Source organism: Microbacterium resistens NBRC 103078 (genome assembly GCF_001552355.1).
Classification (GTDB): domain Bacteria; phylum Actinomycetota; class Actinomycetes; order Actinomycetales; family Microbacteriaceae; genus Microbacterium; species Microbacterium resistens.
The window spans coordinates 1-24475 of record NZ_BCRA01000040.1 but is presented as its reverse complement, the minus strand read 5'-3'; the positions used below and the strand labels follow the sequence as shown (position 1 = coordinate 24475).

General features: G+C 70.8%; 20 protein-coding genes and 1 tRNA gene. 14 read left to right on the top strand and 7 right to left on the bottom strand.

Annotation, left to right across the window (positions count from 1 at the left end; genetic code table 11):
- Positions 1 to 21: 21 nt before the first annotated feature.
- Positions 22 to 837 (bottom strand): transporter substrate-binding domain-containing protein, encoded by an 816-nt coding sequence (locus tag MR1_RS08335; RefSeq protein WP_084344462.1) that lies wholly within the window; start codon positions 835 to 837, stop codon positions 22 to 24.
- A gap of 192 nt (positions 838 to 1029) precedes the next feature.
- Here MR1_RS08335 and MR1_RS08330 point away from each other — a divergent pair, with 192 nt between their 5' ends.
- Complete coding sequence (locus tag MR1_RS08330) at positions 1030 to 2169, top strand: mandelate racemase/muconate lactonizing enzyme family protein (protein ID WP_067244948.1); 1140 nt, start codon at positions 1030 to 1032, stop codon at positions 2167 to 2169.
- Between the two features lie 32 nt (positions 2170 to 2201).
- Here the strand turns inward: MR1_RS08330 and MR1_RS08325 are convergent, their stop codons facing one another.
- A complete protein-coding gene (locus MR1_RS08325) occupies positions 2202 to 3494 on the bottom strand; it encodes an FAD-dependent oxidoreductase (protein ID WP_067244946.1) in 1293 nt (430 codons plus the stop codon).
- 86 nt (positions 3495 to 3580) lie between these two features.
- Between MR1_RS08325 and MR1_RS08320 the strand changes: the two genes are divergently transcribed.
- Together MR1_RS08320 and MR1_RS08315 are read left to right on the top strand one after the other, a co-directional pair.
- The gene (locus MR1_RS08320; protein WP_067244944.1) at positions 3581 to 4195 is read left to right on the top strand and encodes a TetR/AcrR family transcriptional regulator; all 615 of its coding nucleotides are present in this window, start codon (positions 3581 to 3583) and stop codon (positions 4193 to 4195) included.
- Between the two features lie 159 nt (positions 4196 to 4354).
- Complete coding sequence (locus MR1_RS08315) at positions 4355 to 5164, top strand: CPBP family intramembrane glutamic endopeptidase (RefSeq protein WP_067244942.1); 810 nt, start codon at positions 4355 to 4357, stop codon at positions 5162 to 5164.
- A gap of 9 nt (positions 5165 to 5173) precedes the next feature.
- Here the strand turns inward: MR1_RS08315 and MR1_RS08310 are convergent, their stop codons facing one another.
- Entirely contained in the window at positions 5174 to 8086 is a 2913-nt protein-coding gene (locus MR1_RS08310; protein WP_084344460.1) for an FAD-binding and (Fe-S)-binding domain-containing protein, read from the bottom strand.
- Here MR1_RS08310 and MR1_RS08305 point away from each other — a divergent pair.
- Positions 8076 to 8738, top strand: a complete 663-nt coding sequence (locus tag MR1_RS08305; protein ID WP_084344467.1) for a GntR family transcriptional regulator — start codon at positions 8076 to 8078, stop codon at positions 8736 to 8738. The two genes, MR1_RS08310 and MR1_RS08305, sit on opposite strands and share 11 nt — an antisense overlap.
- A gap of 169 nt (positions 8739 to 8907) precedes the next feature.
- On the top strand, positions 8908 to 10794 hold the full coding sequence (locus tag MR1_RS08300; RefSeq protein WP_067244937.1) for a VaFE repeat-containing surface-anchored protein: 1887 nt from the start codon (positions 8908 to 8910) through the stop codon (positions 10792 to 10794).
- A gap of 134 nt (positions 10795 to 10928) precedes the next feature.
- Here MR1_RS08300 and MR1_RS08295 read toward each other — a convergent pair whose 3' ends face one another.
- Both MR1_RS08295 and MR1_RS08290 read right to left on the bottom strand, forming a co-directional pair.
- Positions 10929 to 13238 carry an ATP-binding protein gene (locus tag MR1_RS08295; RefSeq protein WP_067244934.1) on the bottom strand — a complete coding sequence of 770 codons (2310 nt, stop codon included), beginning with the start codon at positions 13236 to 13238 and terminating at the stop codon, positions 10929 to 10931.
- A 434-nt stretch (positions 13239 to 13672) separates the two neighbouring features.
- The gene (locus MR1_RS08290) at positions 13673 to 14320 is read right to left on the bottom strand and encodes a response regulator transcription factor (protein ID WP_067244932.1); all 648 of its coding nucleotides are present in this window, start codon (positions 14318 to 14320) and stop codon (positions 13673 to 13675) included.
- Positions 14321 to 14530: 210 nt separating this feature from the next.
- On the opposite strand from MR1_RS08290, the gene MR1_RS08285 reads away from it, so the two are divergent.
- The 6 genes from MR1_RS08285 (at position 14531) to MR1_RS08260 (ending at position 20627) form a co-directional block, all read left to right on the top strand.
- Positions 14531 to 15784 (top strand): extracellular solute-binding protein, encoded by a 1254-nt coding sequence (locus MR1_RS08285; RefSeq protein WP_084344458.1) that lies wholly within the window; start codon positions 14531 to 14533, stop codon positions 15782 to 15784.
- Between the two features lie 2 nt (positions 15785 to 15786).
- Entirely contained in the window at positions 15787 to 16749 is a 963-nt protein-coding gene (locus MR1_RS08280; protein WP_169797666.1) for a carbohydrate ABC transporter permease, read from the top strand.
- Positions 16746 to 17627: a carbohydrate ABC transporter permease gene (locus tag MR1_RS08275; protein WP_217996206.1), complete on the top strand. Its 882-nt coding sequence runs from the start codon at positions 16746 to 16748 to the stop codon at positions 17625 to 17627. The genes MR1_RS08280 and MR1_RS08275 overlap by 4 nt, the downstream gene beginning before the upstream one ends.
- A gap of 26 nt (positions 17628 to 17653) precedes the next feature.
- Positions 17654 to 18574 (top strand): dihydrodipicolinate synthase family protein, encoded by a 921-nt coding sequence (locus MR1_RS08270; RefSeq protein WP_067244927.1) that lies wholly within the window; start codon positions 17654 to 17656, stop codon positions 18572 to 18574.
- A 16-nt stretch (positions 18575 to 18590) separates the two neighbouring features.
- Positions 18591 to 19280, top strand: coding sequence for a FadR/GntR family transcriptional regulator (locus MR1_RS08265; RefSeq protein WP_067244925.1), 690 nt, complete (start codon positions 18591 to 18593; stop codon positions 19278 to 19280).
- 108 nt (positions 19281 to 19388) lie between these two features.
- A complete protein-coding gene (locus MR1_RS08260; protein WP_067244922.1) occupies positions 19389 to 20627 on the top strand; it encodes a sialidase family protein in 1239 nt (412 codons plus the stop codon).
- A 154-nt stretch (positions 20628 to 20781) separates the two neighbouring features.
- On the opposite strand, the gene MR1_RS08255 is transcribed toward MR1_RS08260, so the two are convergent.
- On the bottom strand, positions 20782 to 21114 hold the full coding sequence (locus tag MR1_RS08255; protein WP_067244920.1) for a carboxymuconolactone decarboxylase family protein: 333 nt from the start codon (positions 21112 to 21114) through the stop codon (positions 20782 to 20784).
- Between the two features lie 128 nt (positions 21115 to 21242).
- Between MR1_RS08255 and MR1_RS08250 the strand changes: the two genes are divergently transcribed.
- Both MR1_RS08250 and MR1_RS08245 read left to right on the top strand, forming a co-directional pair.
- A complete protein-coding gene (locus tag MR1_RS08250; RefSeq protein WP_067244918.1) occupies positions 21243 to 22139 on the top strand; it encodes a helix-turn-helix transcriptional regulator in 897 nt (298 codons plus the stop codon).
- Positions 22140 to 22141: 2 nt separating this feature from the next.
- A complete protein-coding gene (locus tag MR1_RS08245; RefSeq protein WP_067244915.1) occupies positions 22142 to 23128 on the top strand; it encodes an aldo/keto reductase in 987 nt (328 codons plus the stop codon).
- Between the two features lie 436 nt (positions 23129 to 23564).
- Here MR1_RS08245 and MR1_RS08240 read toward each other — a convergent pair.
- Positions 23565 to 23638, bottom strand: a tRNA-Gly gene (locus MR1_RS08240).
- A 143-nt stretch (positions 23639 to 23781) separates the two neighbouring features.
- Between MR1_RS08240 and dcd the strand changes: the two genes are divergently transcribed.
- Entirely contained in the window at positions 23782 to 24387 is a 606-nt protein-coding gene (gene dcd / locus MR1_RS08235) for a dCTP deaminase (RefSeq protein WP_067244913.1), read from the top strand.
- Positions 24388 to 24475 lie beyond the last annotated feature (88 nt).

The following is a 24475-nucleotide window of genomic DNA, read 5'->3' as shown; positions in this document are numbered from 1 at the left end:
CGCGCCACCCGGCGTCGTGGGTCACTTGATCAGGTCGGGGACGTCCGTGCCGAGCCACTCGTTGTACGAGTCGTTCGCCGCGTCGCTGATGTTGTAGTTCAGGAGGAAGTTGTTCAGATAGTTCAGCCAGAGCTGGTCGCCCATCTTGACGCCGAAGGAGACCACGGAGGGGCTGAGCTCGGGGGCGTCCACGATCGTGAACTCATCCGATTCGGCCACGATCCCCGCCGCGACGGAATGGCTCTCCATCAGCGCGTCGACCTTGGCGCTGCGCAGGGCCTGCACCGAGTCGGCGACCGCCTCGAACAGGCTCGCCTTCGCCTCGGGGAAGCGCGACTCCAGGATCGTCGCGGGCACGCTGCCGCGGGTGGCCGCGACCGTGCGCCCGGCCAGGTCGTCGTAGGAGTCGATGTCGCTGCCCTTCGGCACGAGCACGACCTGACCCTCGGCGGCGTACGGGCGCGTCATGGCGACCACCTGGGCCCGCTCGTCGAGGTTCGTCAGGGCGGCGATGACGACGTCCACCTTGCCGGTCTCCAGCAGCGGGATCCGGTTCGCGTTGGTGGTCGACACGAACTCGATCTCGGCGCCCAGGGAGTCCGCGAGGGCCTGCGCCTTGTCGATGTCGAAGCCCTCGTACTCGCCGGAGCTGCTGAGCACCCCGTACGGCGGAGCATCCGCGAAGACGCCGACCACGAGCTTCTTGGAGGTGAGGACCTTGGTCAGGATGCTCTCGCCCGCACTCGTCGCGGACGTGGTCGGGGAGGTGCAGGCCGTCAGCGCGGCTGCGGCGAGGACGGCGGCCGCGCCGGCGGTGATCCATCGGGTGTACTTCATCGTGCTGCCCTTCTCTGGGTGGGTGTTCTCACGCGCGACGCCGCGTCGTCGTGGCGATCGCGCCGGCCGTTCCCGGGCCGGGCGTTCCGCGCCGACGCCGATGCTAGCCGACAATTGGCTTATTGTCGACAATCGACTATCGTCATGACTCACGTCGGCGGTGACCGACGGCGATCCCGAGGAAAGGCGCTCATGAAGATCACCGGCATCGAGACATGCGGACTGCGCGGGGCCACGCCCGAGGGGGGCTGGTCGAACGAGCTGAAACCGGACGACGTCGTCCACACCCTCGTCGCGGTCCACACGGACGAGGGCCTCGTCGGCATCGGCAGCGCCTTCACCAGCGAGAGCCTCGTTCGTGGGGCGATCGAGCTGCTCGCTCCGCACCTGTACGGGCAGGACCCGCGGGAGGTCGAGCGGCTCACCGAGACGCTGCACCAGACGGCGTTCTGGATGGGCAGGGGCGGATCGCTGACGCATGCCACCAGCGCCATCGACATCGCGCTCTGGGACATCGCCGGTCAGGCGCTGCGGCGGCCGGTGGGGGCGCTCCTGGGCGGGCGGTACCGCGATCGGGTGCGGCCGTACGCGTCCGTGCTCATGGACGAGGAGGGCCCCATGACCGAGAACCTCCTCGCGCTCGCCGCTCAGGGGTTCCGCGCCTTCAAGATCGGCTGGTGGAAGTTCGGGCGCGTCGACGCGCGCACCGATGAGCGGACGGTCGCGGCGGCCAGGGAGGCGGTCGGCGACGCGCTGCTCGCGGTGGACGCGGGCGGATCCGAAGGGTACTTCCCCGGCTCACTGAGCTGGGCGAAACGGACGGCGCGGATGCTCGCCGACTACGACGTGGCGTGGTTCGAGGAGGCGTTGGCCCCGGACGACATCGACGGGTTCGTCGAGCTCCGCGCGAGCTCACCGGTGCCCATCAGCGGCGGCGAGGTGCTCACGCGCCGGCAGAGCTTCGCCCCGTACCTCGCGCGCCGCGCCTTCGACATCGTCCAGCCCGACACCACCAAGGGCGGCGGGCTCAGCGAGTCCCGGCGAATCGGCTGGGCGGCCCAGGACGCGGGGGTCCGGCTGATCCCCCACGGCTGGAACACAGCCATCGGTCTCGCCGCCGACCTGCAGCTCTCCTCAGCCCTTGCTCACACCGACCTGGTCGAGTACAAGACCGGGTCCGAGTACGTCGATGCGCTCGTCGAGGGCGGATGGACGCTCGACACGGACGGGATGCTGCCCATCCCGAGCGCACCGGGCCTCGGGGTATCGCTGAGTCGCGAGACGCTGGAGCGCTACGGCACGCGACCGGACTTCGCCCGTCCGCGGGGGTGAGGAGCCGTCGTCGCCCACGCTCGTCCCCGGGGTCACACCGCTCCCGGGCCGCCGGCCGGGAGCGCGATGCCCGCCCTGGTGAGCATCGCCGCCGGCTCCGGGCGCGCGGACATGAGGCGGACGATCGGGCCGAGCGCGGCGCGCGCGCTCGCCAGGCGCAGTGCCGTCTCGCGAACCGTCGTGAGAAGGCGGCCCTGTCGGAACATCACGCGCGCGAGCAGGCGCGAGTTCGACTGCGCCGACTCGACGCGAGGACGCTGCTCCTGCTCCCACGCGGCAAGAACGGCCGGCAGCGTGCGTCGGTCCGCGTGGGGGAGGACGCGAGAGAGCGTCCACGCGGACTCCAGCGCCATCGCCGCGCCGATCCCCGCCGTGGGCAGGAAGGCTGCGGCGGCGTCCCCGAGGAGGATGGCGCCCGGGGCGGTCCACGCCGCGGCGCGCGCGTCCTCCAGCCGCCACCAGTAGGGGGACGGATCGGCGGCCGCCGCGTCGAGGGCAGCTGCCAGGCGCGGCGTCGGAGCGGGCACGCCGTGGCGGACCCGCTGGGCGAACACGGCCGCACCCTTCTCCCGGATCTCTGCCGGCCCGCCGAGGAACACCCCGCGCCGGCTCCCCGTGCCGCCTCCGACGGGGTAGGCGCCGAGGAAGAAGCCGTTCCCCCAGAGCTCGTCGCCGGTGTGGGGGTCCTCGTCGTCCTCGCTCCAGAGCACCCATCCGCCCCACCCTGTCCGAGTCCTCTCGATCGGCTGCACCGGGAGCAGAGCCCGTAGCGCGGAGCCGATGCCGTCCGCGCCGACCACGAGGTCGAACCGCTCCGCTCGGACGGCGGAGCGCGGGGCGTCAGCGCCCTCCGCGGGCGCCGACGCGAGGGTCACGCGGCGGCCGCCGCGCTCGGGCGTGCACGAGGCCACAGTGAGACCGGGGGTCACGGTGCAGCCGTCCGCCGTGAGGACGTCCAGCAGTGTCCCGCGGTCGATGCCTCGGTAGTCGCCGTGCGCCGAGAGCAGGTCTCCGAGCGGGTCCCGGCGGAGGACGCGTCCGCGGTGCGAGTGGAAGGCGAACGTGCGCAATGCCACGCTGCGCTCTCGGTAGAGCGCGGTCGAGCCGAGATCTCGGAAGACGGGATCCGCGTTGGGCATCAGTGCGAGCATGTACCCGGGGTGCTCGCCCGGCGCCGTGCGTTCCACCAGCGCGGGGTGCAGTCCTCGCCGTCTGAGCAGCTGGGCGAGCGCGGTGCCCGCGACGCCGGCGCCCACGATGAGGATCCGCAGCGGGTCGTCCCGCTGGGCGTGGAGCTGGTCGTCGAGCGATGCGGTGATGAACACGGTGCCTCCCGGGCGAGTCGGATTGGACCGGGTGGTCCAATCCGAGGATACGCCTAGTGGACCACCCGGTCCACTAGGCTCGGGGCATGCCAGGACCGCTGCCGCTCGCTCCCGACCGCCGTGACGCCCTGATCGCGGCGACTCTCGCGGAGTTCGACGCGCAGGGATACGACGGCGCCTCCCTCAATCGGATCATCCGGACCGTCGGGATGAGCAAGAGCTCCTTCTACCACTTCGTCGGATCCAAGGCGGAGCTCTTCGACGCCGTCATCGCGCTCCTCCTCGACGATGTCTCCGAGCGCTGGCGCCCGCCGTCGGCGGAGACGTTCCGGGCCGACTTCTGGGGGTCCGCGCGTGCGGTGCTCGACGACGCGGGGGCCCTGACCGCGACGGATCCGGCTCTCCGTGCGCTCGGCCGGATCTTCTACCTTCCCGGTGCGCCCGAGGACACCGGGGAGCGGGCGCGGCTGCTCGCGGCGGTCCGCGGATGGGTCGGGGACGTGCTGGACGTCGGAAGGGAGACGGGAGCCGTGCGCGCGGACCTGCCGGCGTCCCTCCTCGCCGACGCCGCCTTCGCGGTGCTCCGGACGATCGACGAATGGGTGCTGCGCGAGGAGCGCACGCCTGCGGACGCCGAGATCGCCGAGCGCGCCTCGCTGTCGTTGATCCGAGGGCTCCTCTCATCCGACGGCGACCGCTGAACCGCTGTCCCGGGCGCCGTGCACGTCACGAAGGGCTCCCGCGAACTCCGGGTTTCCGTGCCCAGGCGTCGGGTTTCCCCCGTTCCGGGCATCGGAGAGCGGTGCCTAGATTGCAGTGGGCGCGGGATCCCGGGCCCTTCCCCGAACCGAGGACACCCCATGCCGCCGTCCCCCGCGCGCCCCATCGCCCGTGCCGCGACCATCGAGGTCGTCTGGTTCTTCGCGATCGCGATCCTGCTGTGCTTCGCCCTGTCCGTGCCCATGGTGTTCCGGCTGGTGCCGACCGACCTCAACAACCTGATCACCCCGATCCTCCAGCTGACCCCGCTGATCGCCGCGGTCATCCTGTGGCTCGTCCGCCGGCCGGGGACGTTCCGCGAGACCTTCGCCACCGGGTGGCGCGGCACGCCCCGATGGGCGGGCATCGGGATCGGGCTCATCGCCGGGATCGCCGCGATCCAGACGGCCATCGCCCTCGCGACCGGGATCTGGCCGCTCAATCCGCTCGACGAGATCCTGGCGGCGACGCTGTGGATCGTCCCGGTCTTCCTCATGCAGTCGGTGTTCGCGATCGGCGAGGAGTTCGGATGGCGCGGATGGCTGGCCACCCGCGCCGCGAGCTGGGGGTTCTGGCGGCTGTCCGTCATCAGCGGCCTCGTCTGGATCGTCTGGCACCTCCCGGTGCTCGCGGTGATCGGGGACCGGCCGCTCTGGGACATCGTGATCTACTACGCGGGCATGCTGCCGTGGGCCCCGCTGCTGCTGGCGCTGCGGTGGCGCTCCGGCAGCGTCTGGCCGGCAGTCCTCACCCACGGGGCGATCAACAGCGTCCGCGTGTATCTGCTGCAGTCCGTCCCGAACGCGACGGATCACCTGCTCATCGAGGTGATCGGCTGGGTGCTGACCCTCGCCGCAGCCGCGTGGCTGATGCGCACTCGCCCGGCCTTCGCCGGACCGGCGGTGCGATGAGCACCGCCGTCAGGGGCGGGTGAGCTCCTCCAGGATCTCGACGATGTGACGGTAGCCGTGGCCGGTCGCCCGCGTCATGCCGATCTCGCACGTGCGGTTCGCCGAGACGAAGGCGTCGAAGGGGCGCTCGGTCTCGGCGTCGCGGATCTCGGCCGCCTCCACGGCCGTCGCCGAGGCCGTGAGCTCCGGGTGGAGCATGCCCCGGTCGCCCGCGAACGCGCAGCATCCCCATCCTTCGGGGACGAAGACGTCGTCGGCCACGGCGGCCGCGAGCTGCGTCAGCGCGCCGGTGGCGCCGAGAGCCGTCGTCGAGCACGTCGGGTGCACGGCGATGCGATCGAGCTTCACCGGGACGTCGAGTCGAGGCAGCAGCTCCCGGGCGGCGAACGTCGTCGCGTCCTCGATGACGAGTCCCGCGTACTCCGGGTGCTCGGCCACCGCGTGGGCGAGCATGACGTGCAGGCCCTCGGTGCAGGACGCCGCGTCGCAGACGACCGGAAGCTCTCCCTCCCTGCTCGCGGCCCACAGTGCGGAGAGCACCCGATCCGTCATCCGGCCGTACCCGGCGAGATGCCCCTTCGACTTCCACGGGGTGCCGCAGCAGAGACCGCCCGCGTCCTCCGGGACGACCACGGGGACGCCCGCGCGATCCAGCAGGGTGCGGAGGGCGTCGCGCGAGCCGTCCCCGTCGCCTTCCGCGCCGAACATCGTGCCGATGCACGCGCCGAAGAAGACCGCACGGGCGTCCGCCGGATCCCCGGGCCGCGGAGGCCGTGTGCCGCCACGGGGGAGCCCCGCGTCGTACAGGGGCACGGTGTCCGCCCCCAGCACGGCGCGCCCGAGCTTCGTCGCCCCGCGGACGAGGGGAGCGGGCAGGGCGTCGGCGACGGTGAGGGCGGCGGAGCCCAGCCGCGTCACGGCGCCCCAGCCCCTCGCGGCGGCGTCCCACAGGCCGTCCTCCACGGCGGACGCCTGCTCCGCGCGCAGTCGGCGGACGAGATCGCCGGTGTTGATGTCGACCGGACAGGCGACCCCGCACATGCCGTCCACGGCACAGGTCTGGACGCCCTCGTAGTCGTAGTCGGCGCGGAGGTCCCGCAGCAGCTCGGTGTCGCCCTGCTCCTCGGCCCAGGCCATGTCACGGCGCAGCACGATCCGCTGCCTCGGGGTCAGCGTGAGGTCCTTGCTCGGGCACGTCGGCTCGCAGTAGCCGCACTCCACGCAGCGATCGACCTCGTTCTCGACCGTCGGCACTCGCTTGAGGTCACGCAGGTACGAGTCGGGGTCCTCGGACAGGACGACGCCGGGATTGAGGAGCCCGGACGGATCGATGAGCCGTTTGATGTCCCACATGAGGTCGGTGAGCTCGTCGCCGTACTGCCGGCGCACGAACGGCGCCATGATCCGGCCCGTGCCGTGCTCGGCCTTCAGCGACCCCTGCTGGGACAGCACGAGCTCCACGAGGTCGTCCGTGAACCGCCGATAGCGGGCGATGCTGTCCGGGTCGTCGAAGCGCTCGTTGAGCAGGAAGTGCACGTTGCCGTCCTTGGCGTGCCCGAAGATGACGGACCCCTCGTAGCCGTGCAGGGCGAACAGCTCGATCAGTCGCTCGCAGGTGGCCAGGAGCCGGTCCACCGGGACGACGATGTCCTCGAGCAGCGCCGTCGTGCCGGAGGGCCGGGCCCCCGCCACCGCCGTGTAGAGGCCCTTGCGCACATGCCAGAGCGCGGCGCGCTCGGCGGCGTCGGTGGTCAGGGAGGCCTCGACGGCGAGGGGGAGCGCGTCGATGTGCACGAGGGCCGCCGCCGATGCGCGGCCGAGCTCGTCCGTGTCTTTCGCATGGATCTCGACGAGCAGGGCGGCGTGCTGGTCGACGGCGATGTCCGCGATCGCGGCGGGCACGTCGCTGAGGCCCTGGGCCACGCGGAGGGAGGCCGCGTCCATGAGCTCGATCGTCGCGAGACCGAGGCCGGTGAGACCGGGGAGGGCCGCCATCGCATCCGACAGCGTCTCGAACACGAGCAGACCCGTCGCGATCGCCGGACGGACCTCGATCGTGCGGAAGCGTGCCTCCGCGACGAAGGCGAGCGTGCCCTCCGAACCGATCACGAGATGCTCCAGGATCCGCACCGGATCGTCGAAGTCGAGCAGTGCGTTGATGCCGTAGCCCATGGTGTTCTTCATCGAGAACTGCTGCCGGACGAACGCGACCTGCTCGGGGGAGGCGCGCAGGCGATCCCGCAGCGCGAGCAGCCCGTCGGCGATCTCCGGCTCCTGCCTGCGCAGCCGCTCCTCCGCGTCGGGCGCCCCGGTGTCGAGGATCGTCCCGCTCGGGAGGACGAGCAGCAGCGACTCGATGGTGCGGTAGGAGTTCTCGACGATGCCGCAGGCCATGCCGCTGGAGTTGTTGGCGACGACGCCGCCGATCGTGCAGGCGATCTCGCTCGCGGGATCCGGGCCGAGCTTGCGTCCGTGGCGGGCGAGGCGCGTGTTCACCTGTCGCACCGTCGCGCCCGGTCCCACCCGTACGGACGCTCCGGCGTCCTCGACCGTGATCCGGCGGAAGTGAGAGCGGGTGTCGACGAGGACGTCGCCGCTGACGCCCTGGCCGGACAGGCTCGTGCCTCCGGAGCGGAACGTCAGGGTGCGCCCCGCGGCGCGCACGGCGTCGAACGCGCGGGCCACGCCCTCCGCGTCGGTCGGGGAGAGCACGGCGTCGGGCACGAGCAGATAGTGAGATGCGTCGTGCGCCCGGGAGAAGCGATCGATGGAGCGGACCTGGACCTCGGTGCCCGGGGCGAGCAGTGCGGTGTCGAGTGGGGCGGCGAGTGCGGGGGCCACGATGCTCCTCGGGTGGGAAAGATTGTCAGACAAGTGTACCGACTCGCGCGAGCGTCGGTAGGCTGGAACGGTGACGAGCATCGCGGAGACCGGTCTCGGGGTCGTGGGCGTCGTGGACGCCGTCACCGCACAGCTGCGGGCGCGGATCCTCCACGGCGACATCCGCCCGGGCGCGCCGTTGACCGAGGCGGCCGTGTCCCAGGCGTACGGAGTCGCCCGTCCGAGTGCGAAGGCGGCGATCGAGCAGCTCGTCGCGAACGGGCTGCTCGTCCGCACCGCCCATCGCAGCGCCCGCGTCGCGGAGATCGACCCGGAAACCGTGCGCGACGTCTATCGCACCCGCACGCGTCTGGAGAGCGCGGCGCTGCGCGAGCTCGCCGAGACCCGGTCGGTGCCCGCGGCGGCCGCCGCGGCGAACGCGGAGATCCTGGCGATGCCACCCGGCCCGGATCCCGCCACGGTCGACCCGGACCTGCGCTTCCACGCCGCCCTCATCGACGCGCTCGACAGTGACCGCACTGCACGGATGTACCGCAGCGTCCTGGACGAGGTGCGCCTCTGCATGGCGCAGGTGCAGGGGCGGCGACTGCTCGACGCCGCCGCCATTGCCGCGCAGCACGCCGCCATGCTCGACGCCGTCGCGGCCGGAGAGGGCGAGCGTGCCGCGGGCCTCCTCGCCGCGCACCTCGCATCGGCCGAGCAGCGGCTCGTCGAGGCGCTCCTCGCCGACTGACGGGGCGGCCGCGACCCCGCCCGGGGGGCATTTTCCGGCAACACGTTGAACACGCCTTCAAGTCATGCCAGAATATCGGTCCTACAGGCGCGCGCGGCGGGGGCCGCGTGCGCGATTCATGATGGGGATGGGGGCTTCTGTGGTCGTGCAACGACGAAGGATCACGCGGATGGGGCGGTGGCTCGTCGCCGCGGCACTGGCGCTCGGGGCGGTCGTCGCGCCGGCGGCTGTCTCGGCGGCCGCGGCCGCGGAGATCGTGCCGGGCAGTTCCGTGTACATCGGCGGCAAGCAGGGATACGGCGGGACGGGACTGTACCCGATCTGGTCGAGCGGGACGCCGACCGGGGAGCCCGACTACTGGGCGTACTGCATCGAGCACGACGTGCCGGCCAAGACCGGCGTCACCGGCGGCGCCAGCGACCCCGGCGACTATCTCGGCAGCAACTACTTCACCGACCCGGCGGTCCAGGGCAAGGTGCTCTGGGTGCTCGCCCACAGCTATCCGGCGCTGAGCCTGGAGGAGTTCGGGGCCGCCGCGGGCGTGCCCGACATCGCCCGCAACGACGCGATCGAGGCGGCGCAGTACGCGATCTGGCGGTACACGGACCTGACATTCGACGCGCCGTGGGCATTCGAGACCCCGGACTCCGAGGCTGCGTACTGGTACCTCGTGAACACCGCGAACGCGAGTCCCGGCATGACTCCGGGTGAGTTCGACGTCTCGGTCTCGGTCAGCGCACCGGCCGGCCCGCACACCGCGGGCTCCCTGGTCGGGCCGTTCGTCGTGTCCACGGACCAGCCGGCCGCGACCGTCACCGTCGACCCGGAGGTCGCGGTGACCGACGCGGACGGCAATCCCGTCGACCTGTCCAGCGTGACCGACGGGCAGGAGCTCTACCTGGACCTGCGCACCGCCACGGTCGCGGGGAGCGCCACCGTCACCGCGAGCGTCACCGGGTCGAGCAGCTCGGGCATGATCCTCTCCGTGCCGACCACGCCGGGCGAGACCCCGACGGCGGAGGACCACGCGCAGTCGATGATGCTCATCGCCCCTGACACGCTGACGACCGACGCGGAGGCCACGGTGTCGTGGGCCGCGCTGCCGGGAAGCGCCGTGCCGGCGATCGGGACCTCGCTCGTCGACTCCGCGGACGGAGACCGGATCCTGCCGTGGAACGGCGGGACGGTCGTCGACACCGTGCACTACGAGGGGCTGACCCCCGGGGAGACCTACACCGTCTCCGGTGAGCTGATGCGCAAGTCGGACGGGTCCGGCACGGGGATCACCGGATCGACCACGTTCGTGCCGGCTGCGGCGGAGGGCACGGTGGATGTGACGTTCGTCGTCCCCGAGGGGTACGCGGGCGAGACGCTGGTGGCGTTCGAGGATCTCTTCGTCGGTCCGGAGGTCTCCGGGGAGCCGGTGGCCGACCACCGCGACATCGACGACCCGGCGCAGACCGTCGTGGTCGAGGAGGCCCCGCAGGCCCCCGCGCCGGCGATCGGGACCTCGCTGACGGACTCGGCGGACGGCGACCGGGTGCTGGGGTGGAACGGTGGGACGGTCATCGACACGGTCGCCTATCAGAACCTGACTCCGGGTACGGAGTACACCCTGACGGGTGAGCTGATGCGGAAGTCGGACGGCTCGGCGACGGGCATCACGGGGTCGGTGACGTTCGTGCCGACGGAGCCGAACGGGTCCGTGGATGTGACGTTCGTGGTGCCGGCCGGATATGCCGGTGAGACGCTCGTGGCGTTCGAGGAGCTGCGCCTTTCCGGGGAGCCCGATGGCGAGCCGGTGGCCGTGCACACGGACATCGACGACCCGGCCCAGACCGTCCTGGTCGAGGAGGGGGAGACGCCGGGCGTGCCGTCGACGCCGACTCCGACGCCGGTTCCTTCGGCGCCGAGCCCGTCGGCGCCGAAGCCCGGGCACGGGGGCGACCTCGCCGTGACCGGTGCCGCGGCACCGATCGCCCTGGCCGGCGCGGCCGGTCTCGCGGTCATCGCCGGGCTCACCCTGATGGCGGCGCGACGCCGGTCCACCCGCTGACCGATCACGGGGCGGAAGGGCGGTTCCCCGCCCTTCCGCCCCGTGTCGTCTCCGTGTCGTCCCCGTGCCGTCAGGCCGCGGCCGTCGCGAGACCTCCGTGCAGCGCCGGCTGGCCGCCGGCCCGGGGCGTCGGCTCAGGAGCGCGGGGAGGGGGCCGGTGCGGCCATCGTCGCCTCGATGAGCGTGTGGTCCGCGAAGCGCTCGACCGCCAGGTCCAGGGTTCGCGAGGCGGACGAGCCCAGGCGATCCGCGAGCTCGGGATCGCCGGTCGCGACGAGCAGCATCCGCAGATCGGCGCCGCGCGGGAGCAGCGTCACGACGAGCTCGCTGCCGGGCCGACTCTGCGCGATGCAGTCGAGGACGAGACGACCGAGGGGATCGGCCCGGGCGTCGTCGATCCGCACCTGATCCGGCGAGTGCAGGTGCAGGCGCACCTCCCTGAGGCGAGACTCCGCGAGCGCGAGGGTGAACCACCGGGTCATCCGGGTCGCGTCCTGCGCCACGGCGCTGACCTGGCGGAGGTACGTCTCCTCGTCGCCGCATCGCCGGCGCGTCTCGGGGTCGGCGGGTGAGACAGTGCCGTCCACGAGTGCCTGCAGCAGCTCGAGCGGCTTCCGGAGGCCGGAGGCGCTCCACTGGACCTGCACCTCCGTCGCTGCCTCGAGCCTCGCTGCTTCTCGGGCGGAGCGTTCCGCGGCCAGGCGGGTGTGTGCGATCTGCGCGCCGATCGAGCGGAACAGCCGGAAGAAGATGTGGCACACGATCGTGAGCACGAACGGCGGTGCGGCGAGCAGGACGATCTCCGTCGTCGCGTCCGGGTGCCCCACCGTCGCCGTCGCCGCGATGATGGCGACGCTGAGGACCTGCGTGACGAGCGCCGCGACGAAGGCTCGAAGCGAGGGGCGAGCGACGTGGAGCAGGACGGGAAGGACCGTCAGCGACATGCCCTGGAACAGGTACGGCGCGTCGTCGCCGTAGTCCACGGCGACGAACGCGCACACGTTCGCCACGGGGATCGCGGCGAGCAGCAGCGCGACCAACCACCGCGGTGCCGGCTCGAGGCCCCGGCAGCGGATCCAGACCGTGGCCCCGCTCGTGACGATCATGACCAGCAGGAGGTAGGCCGCCAGGCTGCCCTCCCGGGGGCGGATGGTCTCCAGCGCGAGTCCGATGGCGGTGGCCTGGGCGACCCAGGCCATGGCCGTGCGCAGCAGGAAGGTCTGCAGGGGCGCGCTCGTCGGGCCGGCGGGCTCCGGGTCCTGCCCGGGGGCGCTGAGCGGCACGGCCAGGGTCACGGTCGTGCCCGCCCCGGGAGCACTGTGCAGCGTCACCCGGATCCCATGCGCCCGGCCCCGTGCGAACAGGGAGGACGCGATCCCCCGCAAGGGGGTCTGGGTGCGATCGAAGCCGCAGCCGTCGTCCGACACGACGATCCGCAGCTCGTCGTCCGCGTACCGGACGTCGATCGCGACATGGTCGGCTCCGGAGTGCTTGGCCGCGTTGCGGACCGCCTCGGACGCGCATCCGTAGACGGCGTCGAGCACCGGGGCGGGCAGCAGCGCCTGGAAGCGGCGGAGATCGTCGCCCGAGATCCCCGACCAGCGGACGGGGAGGCCCTCGTCGTCGAGGTCGGTCAGGCTGAAGCGGGGTTCGCGGCCGACCTGGTGGCGCTGGAAGTCGCGGATGCGCTCCAGGTCTCGTCGGCATCGCTCCCGGGCCTCCTCCGGATCCATGCCGCGGGTGCGATCGCGCGCGAGCGCGCCGAAGGTGTTGATGATCGTGTCGTGCAGCACGCGGACGTACTCGGCGGTCGTCTCCCGCAGCGCCCCGGCGCGTTCGGCGCGCAGCTCCTCGTCGGCCGCCTCCTCCCGCTGCCGGTCCAGGGCGCCGGCGATCCGGCGCAGTGCGTTCGCGAACAGCACGCTCGTCGCGACGAGCACGACGTTCGTGGCCACCGATGCGCTCAGCACGGCGCGGTCCCAGTCCGGGTGGGCGAGCAGGATGACGCCGCCGAACCCGACCGTGAGCGCGGCGGCCGCCACGACCGGCCACGCGCCAGGACGCAGCATGATCGGGAGGATGACCGTCCATGCCGTGAGCGGGACCAGGAGGCCGAGGAGCGGATCGTCCGGGTCGACAACGACGACGAACCAGAACGCGACGGCGAGATAGTAGGGCACGATGAGGACCAACGCCGGCGCGCGGAGGGCGAGGACGAGGATCCCGGCGACGGCGACCGCCGCGGCGACGAGGACCACGGTGGTCTTCGGCACGGCCACCCGGGAGGCGAGGGCGGCGGCCATCAGCAGGAACTGCACCATCACCAGACCGAGGAACTGCGCACGGCGCATGGCGTCGGAGAGGCTCGAGCCGAGCCAGCGGTCCGCGTCCGAGCGCGGCGCGGCGCGGCGGGACCTCCCCGGTGATGCGGTGTCTCGTGGCATGCGGGGATCCTCTCACGCGGGCACGGCGCGAGTGGCCGTGGCGTGGTCGGGTCCGGATCGACGCTGGGGGGAAATGGCCGATCCGAACCCGACTCCTGCACCTCGCCGCGTGGCGGGGTCGTCGGTCCGATGCTGCACGCGATTCCTCCCGTGATCACGAGCCGACCCCAGGGCTCGTGGCGCCGACCGACGAGAAGGAGGCATCCGGAATCACCGGTACGACATCACCGCGGTGCGCCGACGTGCATCGCTGACGCCCTGCGATGCCCGCGATCTCCGCGGTGATGGCAGGGCGTCCGTGGCCTCCCTCACCCTCGAGTCAACGACTCGGGCGCCTCGGGTTCTTCCCGTGCCGGCGTTTTGACACCCCTGCGGGGTCGCTTCCGGCCGATTTGACCCCCGCCGGGGGTCACGCGGGGGGCCCGGCCTGCGGATCAGTCGTGGAGGGTGAGGTACCCGTCGCGCGCGGCGGTCCTGCTCCACTCCGCGCGGGAGGACAGCGGCCGGTCCACGGCCGCGTACTTGTTCCGGACCCGCTGCAGGTACTTCTTGGCCGTGTCCGGCCGGACGCCGATGGAGGAGGCGACGGCCTCGATCGAGAGGCCGGAGGCGTACAGGATCAGGGCCCGCTCCTCCTGATCGCTGAGCTTGGGCTGGTTCGGGTCCTGCGCGATCAGCACCGCGAGCTCCGGTGAGACCCACCACTGTCCGGAGAGGACCGCGCGCAGGGCCGCGAGGATGCTGGATTCCGTGTCGCGCTTTCCGATCAGGCCGTGGACGCCCAACTGGATCATCCGCCGTGCCAGAGGCGGTGAGGTGAGCGCGGAGAAGAGCACCACGCGCATCCCGGTCGCGAGCAGACGCCGGACGGTCTTCGGCTTCGCGTGCGGCCCGCGCTCGACCATGAGGTCGAGCAGGACCAGGTTCGGCCGTGCGAGCCGGTCCGTCGACTCCAGCCAGGTCATGAAGGACGGGAGGTCCTCCCCGTCGTACACCACGGACATGTCGGACTGTGCGTTGATCAACGCCATCGCGTACTTGCGCTGCAGCAGATGGTCCTCGATGACCGCGATCCGATACATGTCTCCCCTTGCCACCGTGCGCGCGGCGCACACCTCGCGGCCCCCCACGGTGGCACAGGACCGCCGTTCCCCGAATCGTCAGAAACGTCGACTCTCAGCATACGAACCGGCCGGGCCGTGCGGGAACCCGCGACTCTTGACGAGTTATCAGATATCTGATCTACTGAGGCGGTCCCGAGTTCCGATGACGAAACACACCTGGAGGACCGCATGACCCGAACACGAGCTCTTCGCCGATCCGCCGTCACGGCGCTGGCGTTGACGACCACGATGTCCCTCGCAGCATGCGGCAGCCTCGGCGGCGGGGGAGCGGCGGCCGGCGGCGAGGGCGACGGGGTCGTCACCTTCTGGCACTACTACGGCTCTCCGCACGGCGACGCGCTCACCGCGATCCTCGACGACTACACCGCGGAGACGGGCGTCGAGGTCGAGGCCCGGTTCATCCCCTACGACGACTTCAACCGCACGCTCCAGCAGGCGGCCGCTGCGGGCGAACTTCCCGACATCGCGCTGATCAACGCGTTCGACACGGCGCAGATGGCCGAGGCCGGGATCATCGAGGATCTCGACTCCCGCGTCGAGGCGTGGGGCGAGAAGGACGCGTACTACGAGACCGGGTGGGAGTCCGGGCAGGTGGACGGCGTGACCTACGGCATCCCGCATCTGGCGGATGTCTACGCGCTGTACTACAACGAGGACATCCTCGCGAAGGCGGGCGTGTCCGTGCCCACCACCTGGGATGAGCTGGAGGCCGCCGCCGCCAGGATCACCGAGAGCGGCGCCGCGTCCTACGGCATGGCCATGTCGGGGATCGAAGGGGCCGAGGGCGCCACGGGCATCCTGCTGCGCACCCTCGCCGCCGGGGGCGACCTCGCTGACGTCGGCGGCGAGGCCGGCGTCGCCGCGCTCGAGTCGGTCCAGCGGATGACCGCGTCCGGAGCCCTTTCGCCGGGTTTCCTCACCTGGAACGAGGACGACGCCATGGCGGCGTTCACCAATGGCGAGGCGGGCATGGCCATCAACTCCGCGAGCGCGATCAACGTCGTGCGAGACAACGCCCCGGACATGGTCTGGAACGTCGCTCCGCTGCCTCGGGACGCGACCGAGGCGACCTACCTGTCCGCGGAGAACCTCACGATCGGCGCGGGCAGCGGGGACGCCGACGCGGCGTGGGAGCTCATCGAGTGGATGCAGAGGCCCGAGGTCCTGGAGAAGTACCTGCCCGCGCGGAACAAGCTGCCCGCGCGGGACGACGTCCCCGGCGCCGTGACCGACCCGATCCGCGCGACGTTCGCCGACCAGCTCGTCCACGCCTGGGCTCCGAACGGCGAACTGGCCTCCCGGTCGAACGAGGCGCTGTCGCTGCTCCAGCAAGCGCTGCAGGCGGTCGTCAGCGGTGCGGCAGCCCCCGCAGAGGCGGCGAAGACCGCACAGGCCGGGATCGACGAGGCACTGGGGAACTGAGCGTGTCGGTGTCCGCCCCGCCCCGCCCTGCCGCGCGACCGCGCGTCGCCTCTCCTCCGGCTCCCGTCCGGCGCCGGAGGGGCGCCGTCCGACGGCTCGCCGCGCCAGCGCTGTTCGTCCTCCCCGCCGTGCTGTTCGTGGGGGCGACCGTCGTCTACCCGCTGCTGTACAGCGTTCTGCAGAGCTTCTTCGACGTCGGGCTCCGCGAGGTGGTGCAGGGCGGAGCCCAGTGGGTCGGGATCGACAACTACGTCGACCAGTTCGGCCGCCCGCGGTTCTGGTACGCGTTCGGGATCTCGATCCTGTATGCCGCCGGCAGCGTCGCGCTCACCTTCCTGCTCGGGCTCGGACTCGCGCTGCTGCTGCGCCGCGCCTTCCGCGGACGCAACGTGCTCCGTGCGCTGATCCTGATCGCCTGGGTGCTGCCCACGGTCGTCAGCGCCAACGTCTGGCGGTGGCTCCTCGACGGCAGCTACGGGCTCCTCAACGCCGTCCTGCGTTCGCTCGGGATCGTGGACGGGGACGTGTTCTGGCTCGGCCAGCCGGTGACGGCGATCGCGGCGGTGATCCTCGCGACGGCCTGGAGCTTCGCTCCCTTCGCCATGATCCTTCTCTCCGCGGGGCTCGAGGCGATCCCCGGCACGCTGTACGAGGCCGCGCGCATCGACGGGGCCTCGCCGTGGCAGCAGTTCCGCTACGTCACTCTGCCCCAGCTGCGCCCTGTGGCTCTCGCGTCCTTGCTGCTCATCTTCATCTACACCTTCAAGACGTTCGACACGATCTTCCTCATGACGGCGGGTGGCCCGGGAGGCGCCACTGCCACCCTTCCCGTCTACGCCTACAACGAGGCCTTCGAGTTCTCCCGTTTCGATACGGCGGCCGTCGCGACCACGGTGCTGATGATCGTGCCGGTCGTGCTGTCCGTCGCCTACTTCCGGTCCCTGCGCAAGGAGAACGACTCGTGACCGTCACACAGGCACTCCTGACCCCGGCCCGGAGGGCGACCGGATCCGGACGCGATCGCGCTGTGCGGCGGTGGCTGGCCGGCCTCGGCGTCCTCGTGACCGTCATCTATCTCGTGCCCGTCTACTGGATGGTGGTCACGTCCCTCAAGACCAACGACGCCGTGTTCCGGGTCCCACCGGACCTCATCCCCCTCCCCGCCACCGTCGAGTCCTATGCCACGGCCGTGTTCCGGGACCCCGACATCGCGCGGGGGCTGACGAACAGCGCGATCATCGCGATCGGCACCACGCTGGTGACCTTGGCGCTCGCGCTGCCCGCCGCGTACGGCCTCGCGAAGCTGCGCGTACGCGGGATCGGCGTCGTGATGATGCTCATGCTCATCGTGCAGATGGTGCCGTCCGTCAACCTTGCGTTGCCGATGTTCGTGCTCTTCAGCAGCGCAGGCCTCGTCAACTCCTACCTCGGGTTGATCATCGCCAACTGCGCGTTGGCGGTCCCCCTGGCGATCACGATTATGCGCCCCTACTTCCTCAGCGTGCCCGCCGAGGTGGTGGAGGCGGCCAAGATGGACGGCTGCAACGAGCTCACCTCGTTCCTGCGGATCGCGCTGCCGATCTCGATGCCGGGGATCATCACGGTCGCCGTCATCAGCTTCCTCGGCGCCTGGGGGGAGTTCGTCTTCGGGCTCTCCCTTGCCACCAGCGAGAGCATCCAGCCCATCACGATCGTGCTCGCCGAGATCACGAACGAGTTCGGCGTGCGATGGAACGACCTCATGGCGGTCTCGGCCGTCGTCGCTCTCCCGGTGATCGCGGCGTTCATTTTCCTCCAGCGGTACATCGTCGCCGGGCTGACCGACGGCGCCACGAAGGCGTGACCAGTCACGCGAAGAAAGGATGGCTCATGAGCCGGTTCGAATTCTGGGCGGCCTCGTTGGCCCCGTACGACGACGCGGGACGCGTCGACGTCTCCCGGGTCCCGGAGCAGGCGGAGCATCTGCGCTCCATCGGGGTGCGCGGCGCGTTCGTGAACGGCACGAGCGGGGAGTTCCCGTTCCTCACCGTCGACGAGCGGATGGCCATCCTCGAGGCATGGGCTTCGGCCCGCCCCGACGGCTTCGCCCTCGGGGTTCAGGTCGGGGGGCTTCCGCTCGAGCCCACGAAGGAGCTCGCCGCGCATGCTGCGGGCCTGGGCGTCGACCTCATCTCCAGTGTCGCCCCCTACTACGGGCAGCCGTCGAGCGTCGCGCACACCGTGCGTTGGCTTGCGGAGGTGAGCGCGGCGGCCAGTGGCGTCCCGTTCTGCTACTACCAGATCCCCTCGATGACCGGATCCACGCAGCGACCGAGCGAGATCCTGCGTGCGGCCGCGGGCGAGGTCCCCGCGCTGAGCGCCGTGAAGTTCACGGATGAGGACCTGATGGAGCTGGACGCGATCCGGAAGGACCGGCCGGACATCGACGTCTATTTCGGCCGCGACGAGCTGCTCCCTGCGGCGCTCGCCTGCGGCGCGGAATCGGCGATCGGCAGCCTCTACAACGCCCTGGCTCCCATCGGTCACGCGGTCGTGGACGCCTTCGACGCGGGGGAGACGGCTCGCGCGTACGATCTGCACCGTCCCTTCCGCGACATCGCGCGGGTGGCGACCGGGCCCGGTTTCGTGAAGGAGCTCATGAACCGCCTCGGACCGGACGTCGGACCGGCGCGCGGTGTGTGGGGCCCGGTGAGCGCGGAGGAGCGAACCGTGATCGACGCCCTGGTGCCGGCGCTGCGCGAGGAGATCGCTGCGGCGTCCGAGCGCGCGTCAGCCGTGAGCGCGGCCTGAGAGGTAGCGTCTGAGCATGAGATCCGGAGGACCGATCTATGTCGTTGCGCAGCGCCGGCTCCGCGACTACATCCGAGAGCACGATCTCGCCCCGGGGGACAGGCTCCCCAGTGAGGCGGAGCTCGCGGCAGAGCTGGGCGTCAGTCGGCTGTCCCTCCGCGAGGCCTCGCGCAGCCTGCAGACGCTCGGGGTGATCGAGGCGCAGCACGGGAACGGGCTGTTCGTGTCCGAGTTCTCGTTCCGGCCGATCATCGACCAGCTCCCCTACGGCGTCGCCGGCTCGGGCGCGGCCCTGCGGGAGGTCCTGGTCGCACGGGAGTCGATGGAGGTCGGACTGATGTCGGCCGTGGTGCGCGCCGACCCGGGGGAAGAGCTCGGACGCTGTGCCGAGATCGCTGCGGAGATGGTCGCACGCGACTCCCGGGGCGAGGATTTCCGCGATCTCGACGAGGAGTTCCACCGCACGCTGTACTCCGGTCTCCGCAACCCGCTCGTGGACAACCTCATCGACCTGTTCTGGCATCTGTTCGGCGAGCTCAGCCGCGAGGCCGGGGAGCGGATGCCTGCTCCCGCCTCCGACCGCGGCGTCGTCCACCAGCGCATCATCGATGCGCTGATCGCGCGGGACGAAGAGCTGGCGGTTCGCCGGATGCGAGAGCATTTCGACGACCTGCGCCGGCGCGTCGCCGCCCTCGACCCGCGCTGACCCCACCCGGTCCGCCCGGGAGGGCCGCCGTTTCGTTCCCTGATCCTCGGCGCCGATAGCGGCGCCGTCCGCGTCGACGCTGTCGATGCCCCTTCCCGGAGGTCGAAGATGACTGTCTCGAAGCAGGAACTGTCCCGTCGTCACGTGCTCGGACTCGCGTCCGCGGCCGCGCTCGGCGCTGCCCTCTCCGGAGCCTCGGTGCTCGCCCCGTCCGCAGCGGAGGCAGCGGTCGGCTCGGAGACGGCGAACGGAGCGGTGTTGTCCGTCACGCCCCTGACCATGGCGGTGAGACGCGTGTCGCCTGCCACGTCCTTTCCGACGAACGCGTGGCCGCAGGGAAAGACCGGCGTGTCGAGCACGGGGCGGATCTACCAGGGGTACAACCGGTCGAGCGGTCACGGGGCGACCGACACCAAGCCGCTGGTCACCTTCTCGGACGACCTCGGGGCGACGTGGTCCACGCCGGTGGTCATCGTGCCCGGAGAGTCGAATGCACGCGGGACGGACTGCTTCGCGCTGGGGGTCGACGCCGGGAACACGCTCTGGGCCATCATTCGCAGCCGTGGCGCCACCAACGCGGTCGGGACGACCCGGCACACCCTCTATTCCTCGGTCGACGGCGGCGTCTCCTGGGCGTCCAGGGTCGTGCTCGACGCCGTGCAGCAGGGCGGCTTCGTCCCGGAGCTCTTCCACGACCTCGAACTCGTCGGAGACCGGATGATGTCCGGCTTCCACTTCGCCGGGTCCTCACGGCTGGGGTTCCTGACGTTCGATCCGGCGGACCCGGTGGCGAGCGTGGCCTTCTTCGACGTCGTGGGCGACGGGAACACCGCCTATCCGCCGGTGACCTACTGCGAACCGACCATCACGTGGGATCCCGTCGCGGGGAGGGTCGTCGGGGGACTGCGGACGCAGAAGGCCTCCGGCGCGCCCACGCAGTTCTACTCCATGAACCCGGACGGCTCGGGCTTCGCGCGATGGAACGCTCCGGAGGGGTTCGCATACAGCCCGCTGCCTGTCGAGATCGTCGGGGAAACGGTCTACGCGTTGATCGTGGAGCGGTACGGTTCCTGCCGCATGGCGCTGTGGATCGGCGACCGCAGCCAGTTTCACGCGAAGAACACCGCATCGCCGGTCTTCCGCAGCATCGCGCTCGGGACCATGGGAGGGATCCCGATCTCCGGCTCCACCGAGATGGGGGTCCCGGATCTGGCGTCCGTCGGCTCCACACTGGTGCTCTCCTGGAGCTTCGAGGCGGACGACGGCTCCTCGAAAGTCCTCCTGGGGACGATCGACCTGACGGCGCCCTCGCGCGCGATCACCTACGCCGCGATCGCGGCGCTCTGACGAGGTGACGCAGTGTGAGAGCAGGAGACGAACCTGTGGTGTGAGTTCTCCATCTGTTTGAGATCACAGCGGATACGTGAGACTTGCGTCGGTCGGCCTTTTGGTGGGCTGAATACGGTGATCGCACGCATGGCGGAACGGTTCAGACAGTCGATCAATCGCGCTCGATGACGTCCTTCAGCACGCCGGTCGCGGCCATGCCGTTAGGCCATCCGGCGTAGAAGGCGAGGTGCAGCAGGGCTTCCTCGAGCTCGATGTCGGTGACGCCGTTCTGCCGGGCGAAGGCGAGGTGGAAGGCCAGTTGGTCGGGCTTGCCCATCGCGGTGAGGGCGGCGACGGTGATCAGCGACCGGTCGCGTTTGGACAGTTCCTGCCGTTCCCAGACCTCGTCGAAGAGGACGCGGTCGGTGTAGTGCACCATCGCCGGTGCGAAGTCGCCGAAGGCGTTCTTCCCGCCGCTCCAGCCTGTGCTCCGTTCGTCGCTCATGGTCGTTCTCCTCTGCTGTTCATCGGACAGTGCGATCCCACACCCGCCGGTCGCGTTGAGGGAGTCTCTCGCGAGGGGTGTACCAGTGGGGTCTCCCTGACGGACTCGGGCCGACTTACGTTTGAGGCATGGATGCACGGACTGAAGCGCGGGAGTTCCTCATGTCGCGCCGCGCCAAGGTGAGCCCCGAGGCGGCCGGGCTGACCGCCACCGGGCACCGGCGCGTGGCGGGGTTGCGGCGCAGCGAGGTGGCGATGCTCGCGGACGTGAGCCCGGAGTACTACGCGAAGATCGAGCGGGGCAATCTCGTCGGGGTTTCGGATGCGGTGCTCGAGGCGGTCGCCCGCGCCCTACAGCTCGATGACGCCGAACGTGAGCACCTCTTCGACCTCGCCCGCACGGCGAATGGTGGCGCTCGGCCGGTGCGACGGCGCAAGCCGAAGGCCTGGGCGGCGCGGGAGGGATTGATCCGGGCGCTCGAGGTCATCACCGAGGGTCCCGCATTCGTGCGCAACGGACGCATGGATGTTCTCGCGACCAACCCGCTGGGTCGCGCGTTCTACGATGAGGTCTTCGACGGGCCCGGGCAGGGCAACCTCGCCCGATACTGCTTCCTCGACCAGCGGGCGCAGGTCTTCTATCCGGATTGGGAGAAAGCCGCGGACATCACGGTGGCGATCCTGCGCACCGAGGCGGGTCACGACCCGCGCGACAAGCTGCTGCAGGATCTGGTCGGGGAGCTCTCCACCCGCTCGGACGCCTTCCGCACCCGGTGGGGCGCGCACGATGTGCGCCGCCACGGGTCGGGGACGAAGCAGTTTCACCACCACGCCGTCGGCGAACTCACGCTCTCATACGAGGGGCTGGAGCTGACGGCGGAGCCGGGCCTGTCGTTCCTCATCTACACGGCTGAGGCGGGTTCGGCGAGCCAGGAGCGGCTGAACCTGCTGGCCAGCCTCGCCGCCACATCCGCGGAGACGCCGCGTGAAGCGGCACGCAGTGAATCCACCATGACGAAGGAGTGAGCATGCACACCAGGACTCTCGGTCAGGGCCTTCAGGTCTCCGCCATCGGGCTCGGCGCGATGGGCATGTCGCAGAGCTACGGCCCCAATCCCGGCGACCGTGACGACATGATCGCAGTGCTGCGCTCCGCCGTCGACGAGGGCGTCACGTTCTTCGACACGGCCGAGGTGTACGGTCCCTACGTCAACGAGGAGCTCGTCGGCGAGGCGCTGGAGCCGATCCGAGACCAGGTGATCATCGCCACGAAGTTCGGCTGGGACATCCAGGACGGGCGGATGGCGGGACTGGACAGCCGTCCTGAGCAGATCCGCCGCGTCGCCGATGCGTCGCTCGGGCGCCTGCGCACGGACGTGATCGACCTGTTCTACCAGCATCGCGTCGACCCTGCCGTGCCCATCGAGGATGTCGCCGGCACAGTCGGCGAGCTCATCGCGGAGGGCAAGGTGCGCCACTTCGGCCTCTCCGAGGCATCCGCCGCCACGATCCGCGCCGCCCATGCCGTGCAGCCGGTCACGGCCGTGCAGAGCGAGTACTCACTGTGGACCCGCGACCCCGAGGCGGAAGTGATGCCGACGCTCGCGGAGCTCGGCATCGGCTTCGTGCCGTTCAGCCCGCTCGGGAAAGGCTTCCTCACCGGGACTGTCGACGCGTCCAAGGAGTTCGCGCCGGGCGACATCCGCAGCAGGGTGCCGCGGTTCGAGGCCGAGAACCTCGCCGCGAATCAGGCTGTCGTCGATCACGTGAGGCGGATGGCGGAGGCGAAGGATGCGACGCCGGGACAGGTCGCGCTGGCCTGGCTGCTGGCGCAGCAGCCGTGGATCGTCCCGATCCCGGGAACTCGCCGCACCACCCGCATCCGCGAGAACGCGGCGGCGACGCAGGTCGCGCTGTCCGCCGACGAGCGCGCGGATCTCGACGCACTGGTCCGGCGCATCGGCGTGCACGGCGACCGGTACAACGCCGAGCACATGGCATACGTCGACCGCTGACAGAGGGAACCGTCATCACCGACGACGGATTCGAGCAGATCTTTCCGCTCGGGAACCCAACGACGCCTACGCCCAGTACTTCGTCGGGCAGAGCTTCCTCGCCCCGCTGACCGGTGGCAGCGTGCCGGTGAGCAACGTCTCGTTCGAGCCCGGATGCCGCAACAATTGGCACATCCACCACGGAACCGCCGGCGGGGTGGACGAGGGGGGGCAAAGCGCGTCTTCATCAAGTCCGGATGCCGGTTCCAGGATCAGGGAGGCATCACCATCGGGGACGACTCGGTGATCGCCGCCGGATCGGTGGTCGCCAAGGACATCCCTGCCGGCGTGGTCGCCGTCGGCTCGCCCGCGCGCGTGGTGCGTGCGATCGACCAGTGGGACGGACGGCAGTCTCATCCGGGTCGAGATAGTCTCAACGGCGTTGAGAACTCACATGTGGAGGGGCTGACGGGAATCGAACCCGCGCTGTCTGCTTGGGAAGCAGAAGTTCTGCCATTGAACTACAGCCCCGGAGCCTTGCGGCGTCTGGCCAGCATAACAAACGCCGCGCCCACCCGGTGACACCGCGGCTCCGCGCCTCGCGACGCCGGAAGGGCGCGGGCACGGCGACAGGTCTGCAGGCGAGCGTCGGAGCGGGCCGCTACGCTGAAAACGTGCTGCTCTCCGATCGGGATATCCGTGCCGGCCTGGACGAGGGAAGAATCGGGCTCGACCCGCTCGAGCCGTCGATGATCCAGCCGTCCAGCATCGATGTGCGCCTGGACCGCTACTTCCGGCTGTTCGACAACCACAAGTACCCGTTCATCGACCCGTCCGCCGACCAGCCCGAGCTGACCCGGCTCATCGAGGTCGATCCGGATGAGCCGTTCATCCTCCACCCGGGGGAGTTTGCCCTGGGCGCCACGTTCGAGCAGGTCTCCCTCGCCGACGACGTCGCGGCGCGGCTGGAGGGCAAGTCGTCGCTCGGGCGCCTCGGCCTCATCACGCATTCGACGGCAGGGTTCATCGATCCCGGCTTCCGCGGGCACGTCACGCTGGAGCTCGCGAACGTCGCCACGCTCCCGATCAAGCTCTGGCCGGGGATGAAGATCGGTCAGCTCTGCTTCTTCCAGCTGACCTCCCCGGCCGAGAACCCGTACGGGTCCGGTCCGTACGGCAACCGCTACCAGGGGCAGCGCGGACCGACGGCGTCGCGGTCGTTCCAGAACTTCCATCGCACGAACGTCGGCGTGACCGACGCGGGATCCACAGGGGGCTGACATGCAGGGCGACGCGACCGATCCGGAGAACGGCGCGGGCATCCCGGACCCCGAGCCCGGGAGCGCGGCGGACGCCGGAGCGGTCCCG

What these genes read in the sequence shown, in the direction of transcription:
- MR1_RS08335 (WP_084344462.1), bottom strand. Translation starts at nt 837, where the DNA reads ATGAAGTACACCCGATGGATCACCGCCGGCGCGGCCGCCGTCCTCGCC.
- MR1_RS08330 (WP_067244948.1), top strand. Translation starts at nt 1,030, where the DNA reads ATGAAGATCACCGGCATCGAGACATGCGGACTGCGCGGGGCCACGCCC.
- MR1_RS08320 (WP_067244944.1), top strand. Translation starts at nt 3,581, where the DNA reads ATGCCAGGACCGCTGCCGCTCGCTCCCGACCGCCGTGACGCCCTGATC.
- MR1_RS08315 (WP_067244942.1), top strand. Translation starts at nt 4,355, where the DNA reads ATGCCGCCGTCCCCCGCGCGCCCCATCGCCCGTGCCGCGACCATCGAG.
- MR1_RS08310 (WP_084344460.1), bottom strand. Translation starts at nt 8,086, where the DNA reads ATGCTCGTCACCGTTCCAGCCTACCGACGCTCGCGCGAGTCGGTACAC.
- MR1_RS08300 (WP_067244937.1), top strand. Translation starts at nt 8,908, where the DNA reads ATGGGGCGGTGGCTCGTCGCCGCGGCACTGGCGCTCGGGGCGGTCGTC.
- MR1_RS08295 (WP_067244934.1), bottom strand. Translation starts at nt 13,238, where the DNA reads ATGCCACGAGACACCGCATCACCGGGGAGGTCCCGCCGCGCCGCGCCG.
- MR1_RS08290 (WP_067244932.1), bottom strand. Translation starts at nt 14,320, where the DNA reads ATGTATCGGATCGCGGTCATCGAGGACCATCTGCTGCAGCGCAAGTAC.
- MR1_RS08285 (WP_084344458.1), top strand. Translation starts at nt 14,531, where the DNA reads ATGACCCGAACACGAGCTCTTCGCCGATCCGCCGTCACGGCGCTGGCG.
- MR1_RS08270 (WP_067244927.1), top strand. Translation starts at nt 17,654, where the DNA reads ATGAGCCGGTTCGAATTCTGGGCGGCCTCGTTGGCCCCGTACGACGAC.
- MR1_RS08265 (WP_067244925.1), top strand. Translation starts at nt 18,591, where the DNA reads ATGAGATCCGGAGGACCGATCTATGTCGTTGCGCAGCGCCGGCTCCGC.
- MR1_RS08260 (WP_067244922.1), top strand. Translation starts at nt 19,389, where the DNA reads ATGACTGTCTCGAAGCAGGAACTGTCCCGTCGTCACGTGCTCGGACTC.
- MR1_RS08255 (WP_067244920.1), bottom strand. Translation starts at nt 21,114, where the DNA reads ATGAGCGACGAACGGAGCACAGGCTGGAGCGGCGGGAAGAACGCCTTC.
- MR1_RS08250 (WP_067244918.1), top strand. Translation starts at nt 21,243, where the DNA reads ATGGATGCACGGACTGAAGCGCGGGAGTTCCTCATGTCGCGCCGCGCC.
- MR1_RS08245 (WP_067244915.1), top strand. Translation starts at nt 22,142, where the DNA reads ATGCACACCAGGACTCTCGGTCAGGGCCTTCAGGTCTCCGCCATCGGG.